This is a genomic window from Shigella sp. FC1567 (genome assembly GCF_001743015.1).
Classification (GTDB): Bacteria; Pseudomonadota; Gammaproteobacteria; order Enterobacterales; family Enterobacteriaceae; genus Escherichia; species Escherichia coli.
The window spans coordinates 1-14527 of sequence record NZ_MIIV01000004.1 but is presented as its reverse complement, the minus strand read 5'-3'; the positions used below and the strand labels follow the sequence as shown (position 1 = coordinate 14527).

Genomic DNA, 14527 nt, shown 5'->3' with positions numbered 1-14527 from the left:
TTTTTTAATATTTCATTCTCCATTTCAATGCGTTGTAGCTTTTTCCTCAGCTTACGTATTTCGATTTGTTCTGGTGTTATCGGAGAGGCTTTTGGTGTTTTGCCCTGACGCTCATCACGCAGTTGTTTGCCCCATCTTGTCATTGTGGAAAGGCCAACATCCATAGCTTTGGCGGCATCTGCCACCGTGTATTTCTGGTCAACAACCAGTTGAGCGGATTCGCGTTTAAACTCTGCGCTAAAATTTCTTTTTTTCATTGGAGCACCTGTGTTGTTCTGAGGTGAGCATATCACCTCTGTTCAGGTGGCCAAATTCAGTGTGCCACTTCACATTTTATCGGAGAAGCAATGACTCTTTGTCTCAGTACCCTCCTCCTTTTTAAAAGGCAGATTTCAGTCGCTAATACAACACATTTTTAAATACACTTTAACCTGGTTCATTATTACACATCTAAAACATCACAAAAATATTACTTCACACACTATCGGAGAACATAATAACTTTTTAAAATGAGCGCTTTTTGATAGTTGTTAACGTTTTCCTTTACGATACTATCACTGCTTTTTTTATACACAAATATTACCGGGTGGAAATGAAAGGGAATTTAAAGGTAATTATATCAGGAAGATATAACGCATTATATTTATTGTGTGTAGAAGAAAATCCATTCCTGTTCTAATTATCCAATTTAAAAACCTTAGCATAAAACAGATGATGAATAAGGAATGTTATGTCAATTGACTTTACCCCAGGTATAATAAATACATATCACGGCAATATTTATAACTGCACAACAAATACCGATAATGTTAAAACGCCAGACACACCGAAGTGGCCTTGTGATAATTGGGAAGAACAACAACCCATTAATTCCACATTCTCTGGAGAAGGATACAACCCTGAACAATTTGATTTAGCGCAACAACAACTCCAACAAATTAATGCATGCCACACGAACACCACATATACAAATGCAGACTACTCAAAAGTTGTGGTTCAACTTGTAAGTCTTATTAATAACATTGAAACGATAAGTTCGACACCACTTACGCAACAGACACAATCAATACTTAATCAGATTAATAACATTAGATATGAAAAAAACAAAAGTGCTGAATGTCGAATCATTGTTGTCGCTAATCCTAAACCCGACAAGGCAATCATAACTAAAATTAGCGTAGAAGAGGGAATACCCATAACATTCAGTGTCCAAACCATGTTTTCAGATACTAATTTTATTGCTGAACAACGAGCTGACTTACCAACTAATATAAAAGATATTCAAAGCCTGTATCAAAAAATGACGAAGTTATATATTGAGCACAGTGAAAATAAAAACAGGATGAAAGTCTTTGCCGGAACCAACTTTATTGATTTCAATATGACAGGACAGAACCTTTCCGGGTTCGTTCTAACCTTGTCAAGGTTTTATTTCGAAGATCTACTTAATATAAATTTCACTGACGCAAATTTAGGTGACACTATTTTTTACATAAAGAACACCCTACCCCCCCAAATTATATAAAGATGGACAATATCTTGACAAACAAATCGAAGGTTTATTTTCAACATTATTAACCATTAATGACAACTTTTTACGAGCAAAAGCGGAAATTGCTTCGACAATAATTAAATTTTTAGAGGCCAGGATAACCAATCTTTCATACAATGACATATTAAAATATCAGCAAGAATTCCAAAAACAATGTTATAAGCAAGTTAAAGCCTCTACGACACTCTCTCGATACAATAAAATTCAAACATGGGCAGAAATGTCTGAATATCAGTTCGAAGTATTTCAATTCGAGACGCTTAACCCAAAAAAAATGTCACACACGCCTTATTTAAAGAGGCCACTTCCTAATGAAAAAGATATAAATTATGGGGTGGAAATAGAAATACCATCTGGCAAAAGAATTCGCTTATCAAATCATTATCAGAATATAATACCATAATATTGATTATTAGCACTTTATAATTATTGAATAAAAATAGATTTTATGTAATTTTAAAACAAAGGATTATATTATGGGGCGATGGATACTTATGCCACGCCCCAAAATCAATGGAATTGAACTAAACAAAAGGGATATAAACATCAGACAGGTTTACGTTACTATCAGGCATATCGCCTCAGAATCAGATGAAAACTATAAAGAAATATCTATTATGGTTTTAATATTTGTTGATAAGGATAGTAACATGAACATGACAAAAGGTGCACTCATCCTCAGCCTTTCATTTTTGCTTGCCGCATGTAGTTCAATTCCGCAAAATATCAAAGGCAATAACCAACCTGATATTCAAAAAAGTTTTGTTGCTGTTCATAACCAGCCGGGGTTATATGTTGGTCAACAAGCGCGCTTTGGTGGGAAGGTTATCAACGTTATCAATGGCAAAACGGATACGTTGTTAGAAATCGCTGTATTACCGTTGGATAGCTATGCGAAACCTGATATTGAAGCCAACTATCAGGGCCGACTGCTCGCCAGACAAAGCGGCTTCCTTGACCCAGTGAACTATCGTAATCACTTTGTTACCATCCTCGGTACCATTCAGGGTGAACAACCTGGCTTTATCAATAAAGTCCCGTATAACTTCCTGGAAGTGAATATGCAGGGCATCCAGGTGTGGCATTTGAGAGAAGTGGTTAATACCACCTATAACCTATGGGATTACGGCTATGGTGCATTCTGGCCGGAACCGGGCTGGGGTGCGCCTTACTACACCAATGCGGTGAGTCAGGTAACACCTGAGCTGGTCAAATAACACCACCGAAAGATGCAGATGCTTTCTCAGCATCTGCATCGTGCATTACATAAAATTAATACACAGCAAGCTAACTATTATTATTATAAGCCCTGTCCTGTTAATTACCTTTGGCAAACTGATTATAAAATTAATGTCCGCACCAGGAGTCGGTTATGTTTCTTATAATTACCAGGGATACGATGTTCTTCACCGCGATGAAAAACATTTTGAGCAAAGGTAATGTCGTTCATATACAGAACGAAGAAGAGATCGACGGAATGTTGCATCAGAATGCCTTTGTCATTATTGATACATTAATGAATAATGTATTTCATTCTAATTTTCTCACTCAAATTGAACGATTAAAACCTGTCCATGTGATTATTTTCTCCCCCTTTAATATTAAACGCTGCCTGGGGAAAGTGCCGGTGACCTTTGTTCCGCGGACTATCACTATCATCGATTTTGTCGCACTCATCAATGGCAGTTACTGCTCTGTGCCTGAAGCGGCTGTGTCACTTTCGCGCAAGCAACATCAGGTTCTGAGCTGCATTGCGAATCAAATGACAACGGAGGATATTCTGGAGAAACTGAAAATAACGCTAAAAACGTTCTACTGCCATAAACACAATATCATGATGATCCTCAATCTTAAGCGGATCAATGAGCTGGTACGCCATCAGCATATTGATTATCTGGTGTGAATTTCAGGCTTACGGTGAGTCTGACTACGCTGCCACACAGATTAGCTAATTGAAACGCCTTTCACCCCTGCCATACCTTTTAATAATCGCAACAGATCTTCTATCGACGTTGTGGCATGAAGCTGGATATCAATGGCGACCACTTCATGATCTTCATTTTCCTGCAACGAAACTAAATCCGTTTTTATTTTTTGCTGCTTAAACCAGTCGAGCATTGATACCGTATTACCGTTCACTAATGTCAGCTGTAAATGGTAATTTTTGTTCATCAGGCGGAAGGTTAATTGATGGAAGACTTCCAGCACCAGCAAGGTCATCACTGAACCATACATACCCAATTCGTACATACCACTGCCAATAACCATACCTATAGCGGCGGTCATCCAGATATCCGCTGCCGTCGTCAAACCTACAATATTTTGGTTACGAACGAGAATGTTACCTGCACCGATAAACCCGACGCCCGTCACCACCTGAGCAGCAATACGGCTGGGGTCGAGTCCGACGTGATCTAAAGACAGCACGTCAGCAAAACCATATTTCGAAACAATCATAAACAGGGCGCTTCCCATGCCAATTAATACATGTGTGCGTAACCCTGCTCCTTTGCCTCACATTTGCCTTTCCATGCCAATAGCGCCACAGGCAATTGCCGCGAGTATAAGACGTATAATAAATTCTGCTGTCATATAAAAATGCAAAAAGGAGCAGCAAGATGGCTCAACTTGCTACTCCTTTTTACTTGTACCTCATTAATTCGGCAAGTCATTAGATGCTTGATTTTTGAAGGTATACAAATTTTTCTGCGGGTTTTTCTTACAGTATTCGATCACTTTAGGAATTTGAGTGAGATCGGTTTCATTTAAAGTAACGGTATCGCCACCTTTATATACTGTTTCTTCATGCAGCATCCACCATGCAACCGGGGTCATTGCTTTTGGATTCAGATCAATAAATTCCTGGCAGGTCATATCTTTAGCGGATTCATTGGCTGCCAGCGCAGATTGTGCGTTCACCAGTGACAAAGCCGCTACAGCGCCCATAAAAATAAACGCTTTACGGAGAGATGAAATATTCATTTTGTAACCCATTCAATATATAGATTATATATGAACAGGAGGAATAGCTGCTTTTAAAGAAGATATTCCGGCCTGTTCAATATGCAAGGAAGTACGATGTAACGCATTCCCGGAATTACATATCTTTCTTAATTTTGTCCCATTCGCCTTTAACTTTATCTTTAAAGTTGGCTTGTTTATCCTGAGTACAAGCCTGAACGATAGCTGGGGTTACGGTTGCAATACCCTGAACATCTAAAACCGCATCTTCTGGTTTATCTTTGTTGTTCAGCGCTTCAGCAAAACCAACTGCAGTTGGCTGGAAGGATTCGTCCACAGCCAGGAAATCTTCACAGGTCCAGGAGTTGACCGGTTTTTTGTTATCAGCTGCTTTTTGCGCATCCGCTGCATTGCTCACAACTGGCAGAAGAAGCAGACCACCAAGAATAACGCCTAATACTTTTTTCATCGTAATATCCTCAACTATAAAGTGAAAGAGCCGTCACAAATCAATTTCGACACTGAGGTTATAACCTGGTTTTCTGTATATGTCATGTTGATGGAAAATATCAAAATCAGATATTTTTATTTCAATACAATGAGTTACAGATGCATCAGATACTGCAATTAGGAAATTTTTATTAAATCGACTGCATTCTTAGACGCGTTTTTGGCATAGATTGATAGCAGGGGATTTTCTTCTTAATTTTATAGGGTGGTTCTATGTTATATATAGATAAGGCAACAATTTTGAAGTTTGATCTGGAGATGCTTAAAAAACATCGCAGAGCAATCCAGTTTATTGCCGTGCTGCTGTTTATCGTCGGGTTGCTGTGTATCAGTTTCCCGTTCGTCTCTGGCGATATTTTAAGCACAGTAGTGGGTGCATTATTAATCTGCTCGGGTATTGCGCTTATTGTCGGGTTATTCAGCAACCGCAGTCATAATTTCTGGCCGGTATTATCCGGTTTCCTCGTCGCAGTCGCCTATTTATTGATCGGCTATTTCTTCATCCGCGCACCGGAGCTGGGCATTTTTGCCATTGCGGCATTTATTGCCGGTTTGTTCTGTGTTGCAGGGGTTATTCGCCTGATGAGTTGGTATCGTCAGCGTTCAATGAAAGGCAGCTGGCTACAGCTCGTTATTGGTGTGCTGGATATCGTCATTGCCTGGATATTCCTTGGTGCAACGCCGATGGTGTCTGTAACGCTGGTTTCCACACTGGTGGGAATTGAACTGATATTTAGCGCCGCCAGCCTGTTCAGCTTCGCCAGTTTGTTCGTTAAGCAGCAATAATTACCCCGGTTGTCACCCGGATCATAGTCACTTGATGTGACTATGATCCGATTAATACTCTCTCCGCTACGCAGTGTTGTAGATCAATTGCGCACTATCATTGAAATAATTACCTGCTAGTGATTATTTCAACCTACTGAATTTCATCTAATTTTTTTCACTCCATGGCAAATTAGCCATTTCAAACATTATCATGGCTGATATTTTCCGTAGTCAGGTTTAATGTTTTAAAAGTGCTGTGGGAAAGTGAACAAAGAGTTCCGTAAGCGTTGATGCTATGGGCGGTTAAATAAGTAATCCGGGTTCATTTTTTTGCAACTGGCGTTGATTACATTGCATAAATATCCGTGTCTCCAGACGCTATATAAAAACCTGAAGACATGAATGCGTTATTTACTCAGGTAATTTCAATGCGTTAAAAGAAAGCTGGCAATCCAATTGCCAGCTTAAGTCGAAACAAGGAGACTCGATATTTAAATCGGATTACATTTTAACTTTAGTAATATTCTTCAGAGATCACAAACTGGTTATTGATAACTTATTCTTGGGCAGTAATCCGCAAACGTTAACTTTTTGTTTACTATTTACAAGCTGATAACAACCAGGAATCTTACTTAGGATCAATATATGGAGTGCGTGATGGATAAATCTGAAGTATTGATTAGTGTTAATAGACGTATTAGTTCACGAAGGGTAAAGTTCTTATAGGCGTTTACTATATTGAACAACGATTCGGACAAGGATGTAAATAATGAAAAGGATGACATGTTCGAAACGATAACGGCTAAGGAGCAAGTTATGATTTTTCTCATGACGAAAGATTCTTTTCTTTTACAGGGCTTTTGGCAGTTGAAAGATAATCACGAAATGATAAAAATCAATTCCCTGTCAGAGATCAAAAAAGTAGGCAATAAACCCTTCAAGGTTATCATTGATACCTATCACAATCATATCCTTGATGAAGAAGCGATTAAATTTCTGGAGAAATTAGATGCCGAGAGAATTATTGTTTTGGCACCTTATCACATCAGTAAACTAAAAGCTAAAGCGCCTATTTATTTTGTTAGCCGCAAAGAAAGTATCAAAAATCTTCTTGAGATTACTTATGGTAAACACTTGCCCCATAAGAATTCACAATTATGTTTTTCACATAATCAGTTCAAAATTATGCAACTGATTCTGAAAAATAAAAATGAAAGCAATATCACGTTGACGCTCAATATTTCGCAACAAACATTAAAGATTCAGAAATTCAACATTATGTACAAGTTGAAACTAAGACGTATGAGCGACATCGTCACCCTGGGTATCACATCTTATTTTTAGTCAGGACATAAGCAACTGAAATTGATGGCTGGCATGACGAGGGATGCAGATGCTGATTTCATTACCCCCGGTGATTACTAAAGGAGAGGCTAAAACGACTTTATTCCCCTGGTATGTGTATCCACCAGTAGAACCCTTCGTTGCCCGAATGCTGGCAGGAACTGTTGGCAGAACGGCAACATTTTTTTTGTCGTTGACCTCACCATGTCGATCACTGTGCCTGTATCCCACCTTACTGGCTGACAACCCCACTATGCCGCTGGTCTGTAAATCCCTCATATCTCTCCTCGCGCGCAATTTAAAGAACCGTTATTTCTCAAGAATTTTCAGGGACTAAAATGAACAGAAGAAGAAAGCTGTTAATACCGTTGTTATTCTGCGGCGCGATGCTCACCGCCTGCGATGACAAATCGGCGGAAAACGCCGCCGCCATGACGCCTGAGGTCGGTGTCGTCACACTCTCCCCCGGTTCGGTCAATGTGTTGAGCGAATTGCCCGGTAGAACCGTTCCTTATGAAGTTGCCGAGATACGTCCCCAGGTGGGCGGTATTATCATTAAACGCAACTTTATCGAAGGCGATAAAGTGAACCAGGGCGATTCGCTGTATCAGATTGATCCTGCACCTTTACAGGCCGAGCTAAACTCCGCCAAAGGCTCGCTGGCGAAAGCGCTCTCTACCGCCAGCAATGCCCGCATCACCTTTAACCGCCAGGCATCGTTGCTGAAGACCAACTACGTTAGCCGTCAGGATTACGACACCGCGCGCACCCAGCTGAATGAAGCAGAAGCCAATGTCACCGTCGCCAAAGCGGCTGTTGAACAGGCGACGATCAATCTGCAATACGCGAATGTCACCTCGCCGATTACGGGCGTCAGCGGGAAATCGTCGGTGACCGTCGGCGCACTCGTTACCGCTAATCAGGCAGATTCGCTGGTTACCGTACAACGTCTGGACCCGATTTATGTCGATCTCACGCAGTCGGTGCAGGATTTCTTGCGCATGAAAGAAGAGGTCGCCAGTGGGCAAATCAAACAGGTTCAGGGCAGTACGCCAGTACAGCTCAATCTGGAAAATGGTAAACGCTACAGCCAGACCGGCACACTGAAATTCTCCGACCCGACGGTGGATGAAACCACGGGCTCCGTGACGTTACGGGCGATTTTCCCCAACCCAAATGGTGACTTGCTGCCTGGCATGTACGTCACGGCATTAGTGGATGAAGGTAGCCGCCAGAATGTATTACTGGTGCCGCAGGAAGGCGTCACCCACAACGCCCAGGGTAAAGCAACGGCGCTCATTCTGGATAAAGACGATGTTGTGCAGCTACGCGAAATTGAAGCCAGCAAAGCCATCGGCGACCAGTGGGTTGTCACCTCTGGCTTGCAGGCTGTCGATCGGGTGATCGTTTCCGGTTTGCAACGCATTCGTCCGGGTATCAAAGCACGAGCAATTTCCTCCAGCCAGGAAAACGCCAGCACCGAATCGAAACAATAACGTTGCAGGCTTAAGGGGACTTTCATGGCTAACTATTTTATTGATCGCCCGGTTTTTGCCTGGGTACTTGCCATTATTATGATGCTTGCAGGTGGTCTGGCGATCATGAACTTACCGGTTGCGCAGTATCCGCAGATTGCGCCACCGACCATTACCGTCAGCGCTACCTATCCAGGTGCCGATGCGCAAACGGTAGAAGACTCGGTCACTCAGGTGATTGAGCAAAATATGAATGGGCTTGATGGCCTGATGTACATGTCTTCAACCAGTGATGCGGCGGGTAATGCCTCTATCACTCTGACCTTCGAGACTGGGACATCTCCTGATATCGCACAGGTTCAGGTGCAAAATAAACTGCAACTCGCTATGCCTTCATTACCTGAAGCGGTGCAGCAGCAGGGGATTAGCGTTGATAAGTCGAGCAGTAATATTCTGATGGTAGCGGCGTTTATTTCTGATAACGGCAGCCTCAACCAGTACGATATCGCGGACTATGTAGCGTCTAATATCAAAGACCCGCTAAGCCGTACCGCGGGCGTTGGTAGCGTACAGCTCTTTGGTTCCGAGTACGCCATGCGTATCTGGCTGGACCCGCAAAAACTCAATAAATACAATCTGGTACCTTCCGATGTTATTTCCCAGATTAAGGTGCAAAACAACCAGATTTCCGGTGGTCAACTGGGTGGCATGCCACAGGCGGCAGACCAGCAACTAAACGCCTCGATCATTGTGCAGACGCGTCTGCAAACGCCGGAAGAATTTGGCAAAATCCTGTTGAAAGTTCAGCAAGATGGTTCGCAAGTGCTGCTGCGTGATGTCGCCCGCGTCGAACTTGGAGCGGAAGATTATTCCACCGTGGCGCGCTATAACGGCAAACCTGCTGCCGGGATCGCCATCAAACTGGCTACCGGAGCAAACGCCCTGGATACCTCGCGGGCAGTCAAAGAGGAGCTGAACCGCTTATCAGCCTATTTCCCCGCAAGTCTGAAGACGGTTTATCCTTACGACACCACGCCGTTTATCGAAATTTCTATTCAGGAAGTTTTTAAAACACTGGTTGAGGCTATCATCCTCGTCTTCCTGGTCATGTATCTGTTTTTGCAGAATTTCCGTGCCACAATCATCCCGACGATTGCCGTACCGGTGGTTATTCTCGGGACGTTTGCGATCTTGTCGGCGGTCGGTTTCACCATCAACACGTTAACTATGTTCGGGATGGTGCTGGCGATAGGGTTACTGGTGGATGACGCCATCGTGGTGGTGGAGAACGTCGAGCGTGTCATTGCGGAAGATAAGCTACCACCGAAGGAAGCGACGCATAAATCGATGGGGCAGATCCAACGTGCGCTGGTCGGTATTGCTGTTGTTCTTTCCGCAGTGTTTATGCCGATGGCCTTTATGAGCGGCGCAACCGGGGAGATCTACCGCCAGTTCTCCATCACGCTGATCTCCTCCATGCTGCTTTCAGTATTTGTGGCAATGAGCCTGACCCCTGCCCTGTGCGCCACCATTCTGAAAGCCGCGCCGGAAGGCGGTCACAAACCTAACGCCCTGTTCGCACGCTTCAACACGCTGTTTGAAAAATCAACTCAGCACTATACCGATAGCACCCGCTCGCTGTTGCGTTGTACCGGTCGCTACATGGTGGTCTACCTGCTGATTTGCGCCGGGATGGCGGTGCTGTTCCTGCGTACACCGACCTCTTTCTTACCAGAAGAGGATCAGGGGGTATTTATGACCACCGCGCAGTTACCTTCCGGTGCCACCATGGTTAACACCACGAAAGTGCTGCAACAGGTGACGGATTATTATCTTACAAAAGAGAAAGATAATGTTCAGTCGGTGTTTACCGTTGGCGGCTTTGGCTTCAGCGGCCAGGGGCAAAACAACGGCCTGGCGTTTATCAGTCTCAAGCCGTGGTCTGAACGTGTCGGTGAGGAAAACTCGGTTACCGCGATCATTCAGCGGGCAATGATTGCGTTAAGCAGTATCAATAAAGCCGTCGTCTTCCCGTTCAACTTACCCGCGGTGGCTGAACTGGGTACCGCGTCAGGTTTTGATATGGAACTGCTGGACAACGGTAACCTGGGGCACGAAAAACTAACCCAGGCACGAAACGAGCTGTTATCACTGGCAGCGCAATCGCCTGACCAGGTCACCGGGGTACGCCCGAACGGCCTGGAAGATACGCCGATGTTCAAAGTGAACGTCAACGCCGCGAAAGCTGAGGCAATGGGTGTGGCGCTGTCTGATATCAACCAGACAATTTCCACCGCCTTCGGCAGCAGCTACGTGAACGACTTCCTCAACCAGGGGCGGGTGAAAAAAGTGTATGTCCAGGCAGGCACGCCGTTCCGTATGTTGCCGGATAACATCAACCAATGGTATGTACGCAACGCCTCTGGCACGATGGCACCGCTTTCTGCCTACTCGTCTACCGAATGGACCTATGGTTCACCGCGATTGGAACGCTACAACGGCATCCCGTCAATGGAGATTTTAGGTGAAGCGGCGGCCGGGAAAAGTACCGGTGACGCTATGAAATTTATGGCAGACCTGGTCGCTAAACTTCCGGCAGGCGTCGGCTACTCATGGACCGGACTGTCGTATCAGGAAGCGTTATCCTCAAACCAGGCTCCTGCACTGTATGCCATTTCACTGGTCGTGGTGTTCCTCGCCCTCGCCGCACTCTATGAGAGCTGGTCAATTCCGTTCTCGGTGATGTTGGTTGTTCCGTTAGGCGTCGTTGGCGCATTACTGGCCACCGATCTGCGCGGCTTAAGTAATGACGTCTACTTCCAGGTTGGTTTGCTGACCACCATCGGGCTTTCCGCCAAGAACGCCATCCTGATTGTCGAATTTGCCGTTGAGATGATGCAGAAAGAAGGGAAAACGCCGATAGGGGCAATCATCGAAGCGGCGCGGATGCGTTTACGCCCAATCCTGATGACCTCTCTGGCCTTTATTCTCGGCGTGCTGCCGCTGGTTATCAGTCATGGTGCCGGTTCTGGCGCGCAAAACGCGGTAGGTACCGGCGTGATGGGCGGGATGTTTGCCGCAACAGTGCTGGCAATTTACTTCGTTCCGGTCTTTTTCGTTGTAGTGGAACATCTCTTTGCCCGCTTTAAAAAAGCGTAACGTGTAAATGAGAGTAAGGTTGAACGTGAAGGTTCAGCCTTACTCTTTCCTGCTAACCATTCACCACTCAACAACCAGCTAACCGTCAGGAATACCAGGCTTAGTACACAGCACTGAAAGTAGAAACCACTCCAGCCATTCGTCATCAATTTGAACAGCACAATACTGACCCACATTCCCGTAATCGTATGAATTGTCAGCTTAATAATCCCAAACATGCCGAGTCTTTTCCTCCTGAAAATACCTATACCGCCTGGCAAACTGCGAAAGAGAACTAGCCGGTAGCCCGGCAGAAATCATCAGGGAAGAGTTTCACATGAAGCAGGTGTGAGATCCTGACCAATATTCAAATGCAAAATATGTCAGGAAAAGGTACCTAGCGAATGTTGCGCAAACTGATGTGGCGTTACACCATAATATTGTCGAAATGTGTTTATAAAGTACGACGTACTGCTATAGCCACATTTTTCTGCAATAGTATGCAGAGGAATTTGACGTAACTCGAGTAATCGTCTGGCCATCGACATCCTGGAAGCGAGTAATATTTTACTGAAACAGGTATTTTCATCCTGCAACTTTTTTTTGATGAGACTCTCGCTGGTATACATTCTTTCCGCGATATCGCGCAGATACCAACGTTTGGCGATATCAAAGCTAATAAGGCGTTCAACTTTTCCTGAAACAGTGCTGATGCTATTGAAAAGTAAGGGGATCAGTTCTTTCTTATGAGAAAACATCGATAAACAGGAAAGGTAGAGCATATTGCTCAGTATCGGTGAATTTACCCCGGATTCATTGAAGCTATCAAAAATCGCCGTCACCAGCGGCATGGGGGGTGACTGGTTAATTAATAGACGGTCTTTGCTATGTAACCCTAAATTGCGTGGTAGCTGACGAATATTTTGTAAGTAATGGCAAACTGTCAGCTCATCGATATCCAGTCGTCGCGTATCCGGTGAACAAAACGCAAAATCGTCTGCCAAATTTTTCTCCAGCAGCACGATACTCTCGTTATGCAGCGATATTTTATGCTGTTCATGATAAATATCGAATGAACGACGAATGAGGATCACCGAGCAGACATGAGTCATGATTATCCCTTATATTTCATACTGCGATTATTTCAATTTCAGTATACTAATGAAATGTTGCCAGACTGTTTCTTAGCGCAAAAACTGCCAGATTTGGCAGGACCAAAATTTATCCACAAAGTAGTTTTGCATAACAGTTAATTGATAATAAGTAAATGCAGCACGAATATATTTTCGCACAGCGTATAGCTTATGTTTATAAAAAAATGGCTGATCTTATTTCCAGTAAAAGTTATATTTAACTTACTGAGAGCACAAAGTTTCCCGTGCCAACAGGGAGTGTTATAGCGGTTTATTAGTCTGGAGACGGCAGACTATCCTCTTCCCGGTCCCCTATGCCAGGTTTTTTTTATGTCTGAGTAAAATTCTATAATCTTATTCCTTCCGCAGAACGGTCAGTGCCGTAAAAATTTCCTTGCGCAACAATACTTGCCGCCGAGTCACGGTTCGGCAATCCCTGCGCCGATCGCTCCTGATACTCTGTGGGCGTCATCCCATAATAATTTCGAAAGACGTAAATGAAATACGACACGCTGTGATATCCACAGGACACTGCGACTCGCTTAATTGAAAAGCCATGTATAACAATAAGTTGCAAAGCACGTTGCATTCTACACTCAGTAAGCAACTGTGAATATGATGTCTCTTCTTCGCGCAATTTTTTCTTTAACAGGCTTGGACTCATCAACAGCTCGCTGGCGATTCGGGCTAGTGTCCACTCATGGGCGATATTATTATTGATAACCGTACAAACTCTTGTTCGCATGTTCGGTTGCAAAACGTTCAAAAGCAGCGGTATAAAGTGCTCATCCTCAAGAAAAACAGATAACAACGCAAAGATTAATGCTCTTTTACGTAGCATTTCTGCATAGCGAAGATTCTTATTCTGCGATAGTTGCGCAACTTCCTGAAAAACAGGAATATCTCTGCTACAGTGATGAACGAGTAATGAAGAAATTTTTTTATGTGCATGAAGATTTAATGCCTCCTCCTTGAGCATCGGCAGAAATAATGAAAGCGTATCCCTTGATACTAATACAAAATTTTCAACACACTTATCTACTCGAATTTGGCTTGCATCCGCAAAAACCAGGTCACCACCATTAAAATAGCGATATTCACCATTAACCATGGTGAGAATATATTTATGTCTTGCGTACGCAATTAGACAATTCCCATGTAATGATTGCATAGTTGACTTAATATTACATAAACATATTACTGTTAATTAATGTAGCACGCCGCCCTCTTAAGTCAAATTGATTGATAAATAAATTTAAACGAAGCGGGAGAACAGGATGATAATGTGTGATGTTCTACGGGCAGGATGACTGGATTTATAATACAAAAACGCGTTTAAGAACGCAGTGAAATTAATAGCAAGCAAATAATCCCTTTTCGTGACATTAAAGGCAATCGCTACATTTAATAAACATTCATATAACATATATCTTATCAACACGATGAATAGACAGCCAATATATTATTGCGATTAATAAGCAACCGAATGCCCAGCTGTTTTTTTAAAGGCTGGGCATTCGGTTTTTACAACGTTATGTTATCAGGTGTGTTTAAAGCTGTTCTGCTGGGCAATACCCTGCAGTTTCGGGTGATCGCTGAGATATTTCAGGGAGGCTTTGTAGTCTTCCAGCAACAGTTCAGCAAAG

General features: G+C 43.4%; 13 protein-coding genes and 2 pseudogenes. 7 read left to right on the top strand and 8 right to left on the bottom strand.

Annotation, left to right across the window (positions count from 1 at the left end; translation table 11 throughout):
• Positions 1-257 (bottom strand): IS3 family transposase (locus BHE85_RS00360; protein WP_069673479.1); only part of this gene is annotated, 257 nt, incomplete at its 3' end.
• A gap of 473 nt (positions 258-730) precedes the next feature.
• Here BHE85_RS00360 and BHE85_RS00355 point away from each other — a divergent pair.
• The 3 genes and pseudogenes from BHE85_RS00355 (at position 731) to BHE85_RS00345 (ending at position 3455) form a co-directional block, all read left to right on the top strand.
• A pseudogene (locus tag BHE85_RS00355) lies at positions 731-1848 on the top strand (hypothetical protein).
• A 354-nt stretch (positions 1849-2202) separates the two neighbouring features.
• Positions 2203-2769: an outer membrane lipoprotein Slp gene (gene slp / locus BHE85_RS00350; protein ID WP_001057453.1), complete on the top strand. Its 567-nt coding sequence runs from the start codon at positions 2203-2205 to the stop codon at positions 2767-2769.
• A gap of 155 nt (positions 2770-2924) precedes the next feature.
• Entirely contained in the window at positions 2925-3455 is a 531-nt protein-coding gene (locus BHE85_RS00345; protein ID WP_000478610.1) for a helix-turn-helix transcriptional regulator, read from the top strand.
• Positions 3456-3496: 41 nt separating this feature from the next.
• Here the strand turns inward: BHE85_RS00345 and BHE85_RS00340 are convergent.
• The 3 genes and pseudogenes from BHE85_RS00340 to hdeA all read right to left on the bottom strand — a co-directional run bounded on the left by BHE85_RS00340 (position 3497) and on the right by hdeA (position 4982).
• Positions 3497-4144, bottom strand: a pseudogene (locus BHE85_RS00340) (MgtC/SapB family protein).
• 63 nt (positions 4145-4207) lie between these two features.
• Positions 4208-4534 (bottom strand): acid-activated periplasmic chaperone HdeB, encoded by a 327-nt coding sequence (gene hdeB / locus BHE85_RS00335; RefSeq protein WP_001298717.1) that lies wholly within the window; start codon positions 4532-4534, stop codon positions 4208-4210.
• Between the two features lie 115 nt (positions 4535-4649).
• On the bottom strand, positions 4650-4982 hold the full coding sequence (gene hdeA, locus BHE85_RS00330) for an acid-activated periplasmic chaperone HdeA (RefSeq protein WP_000756550.1): 333 nt from the start codon (positions 4980-4982) through the stop codon (positions 4650-4652).
• Positions 4983-5236: 254 nt separating this feature from the next.
• Here hdeA and hdeD point away from each other — a divergent pair, with 254 nt between their 5' ends.
• Both hdeD and gadE read left to right on the top strand, forming a co-directional pair.
• Positions 5237-5809 (top strand): acid-resistance protein HdeD, encoded by a 573-nt coding sequence (gene hdeD / locus BHE85_RS00325; RefSeq protein ID WP_000965672.1) that lies wholly within the window; start codon positions 5237-5239, stop codon positions 5807-5809.
• A 798-nt stretch (positions 5810-6607) separates the two neighbouring features.
• Complete coding sequence (gene gadE / locus BHE85_RS00320) at positions 6608-7135, top strand: acid resistance transcriptional activator GadE (RefSeq protein ID WP_004983620.1); 528 nt, start codon at positions 6608-6610, stop codon at positions 7133-7135.
• Here gadE and BHE85_RS00315 read toward each other — a convergent pair whose 3' ends face one another.
• A complete protein-coding gene (locus BHE85_RS00315; RefSeq protein WP_001205329.1) occupies positions 7136-7414 on the bottom strand; it encodes a hypothetical protein in 279 nt (92 codons plus the stop codon).
• 107 nt (positions 7415-7521) lie between these two features.
• Between BHE85_RS00315 and mdtE the strand changes: the two genes are divergently transcribed.
• Entirely contained in the window at positions 7522-8631 is a 1110-nt protein-coding gene (gene mdtE, locus BHE85_RS00310; protein ID WP_342746080.1) for a multidrug transporter subunit MdtE, read from the top strand.
• A gap of 24 nt (positions 8632-8655) precedes the next feature.
• Positions 8656-11769: a multidrug efflux pump RND permease MdtF gene (gene mdtF / locus BHE85_RS00305; RefSeq protein ID WP_000024894.1), complete on the top strand. Its 3114-nt coding sequence runs from the start codon at positions 8656-8658 to the stop codon at positions 11767-11769.
• Positions 11770-12131: 362 nt separating this feature from the next.
• On the opposite strand, the gene gadW is transcribed toward mdtF, so the two are convergent.
• The 3 genes from gadW to BHE85_RS27095 form a co-directional block, all read right to left on the bottom strand.
• The gene (gene gadW, locus BHE85_RS00300; RefSeq protein WP_000149990.1) at positions 12132-12860 is read right to left on the bottom strand and encodes an acid resistance transcriptional activator GadW; all 729 of its coding nucleotides are present in this window, start codon (positions 12858-12860) and stop codon (positions 12132-12134) included.
• A 367-nt stretch (positions 12861-13227) separates the two neighbouring features.
• Positions 13228-14052, bottom strand: a complete 825-nt coding sequence (gadX, locus tag BHE85_RS00295) for an acid resistance transcriptional activator GadX (RefSeq protein WP_001191068.1) — start codon at positions 14050-14052, stop codon at positions 13228-13230.
• 369 nt (positions 14053-14421) lie between these two features.
• Positions 14422-14527, bottom strand: a 106-nt coding sequence (locus BHE85_RS27095) for a hypothetical protein (RefSeq protein WP_000385218.1), incomplete at its 5' end; no start/stop codon positions are given.

Bases quoted from the DNA above. Each gene is read 5' to 3' on its own strand.
- slp (WP_001057453.1), top strand. From the start codon at position 2,203: ATGAACATGACAAAAGGTGCACTCATCCTCAGCCTTTCATTTTTGCTT.
- BHE85_RS00345 (WP_000478610.1), top strand. From the start codon at position 2,925: ATGTTTCTTATAATTACCAGGGATACGATGTTCTTCACCGCGATGAAA.
- hdeB (WP_001298717.1), bottom strand. From the start codon at position 4,534: ATGAATATTTCATCTCTCCGTAAAGCGTTTATTTTTATGGGCGCTGTA.
- hdeA (WP_000756550.1), bottom strand. From the start codon at position 4,982: ATGAAAAAAGTATTAGGCGTTATTCTTGGTGGTCTGCTTCTTCTGCCA.
- hdeD (WP_000965672.1), top strand. From the start codon at position 5,237: ATGTTATATATAGATAAGGCAACAATTTTGAAGTTTGATCTGGAGATG.
- gadE (WP_004983620.1), top strand. From the start codon at position 6,608: ATGATTTTTCTCATGACGAAAGATTCTTTTCTTTTACAGGGCTTTTGG.
- BHE85_RS00315 (WP_001205329.1), bottom strand. From the start codon at position 7,414: ATGAGGGATTTACAGACCAGCGGCATAGTGGGGTTGTCAGCCAGTAAG.
- mdtE (WP_342746080.1), top strand. From the start codon at position 7,522: ATGCTCACCGCCTGCGATGACAAATCGGCGGAAAACGCCGCCGCCATG.
- mdtF (WP_000024894.1), top strand. From the start codon at position 8,656: ATGGCTAACTATTTTATTGATCGCCCGGTTTTTGCCTGGGTACTTGCC.
- gadW (WP_000149990.1), bottom strand. From the start codon at position 12,860: ATGACTCATGTCTGCTCGGTGATCCTCATTCGTCGTTCATTCGATATT.
- gadX (WP_001191068.1), bottom strand. From the start codon at position 14,052: ATGCAATCATTACATGGGAATTGTCTAATTGCGTACGCAAGACATAAA.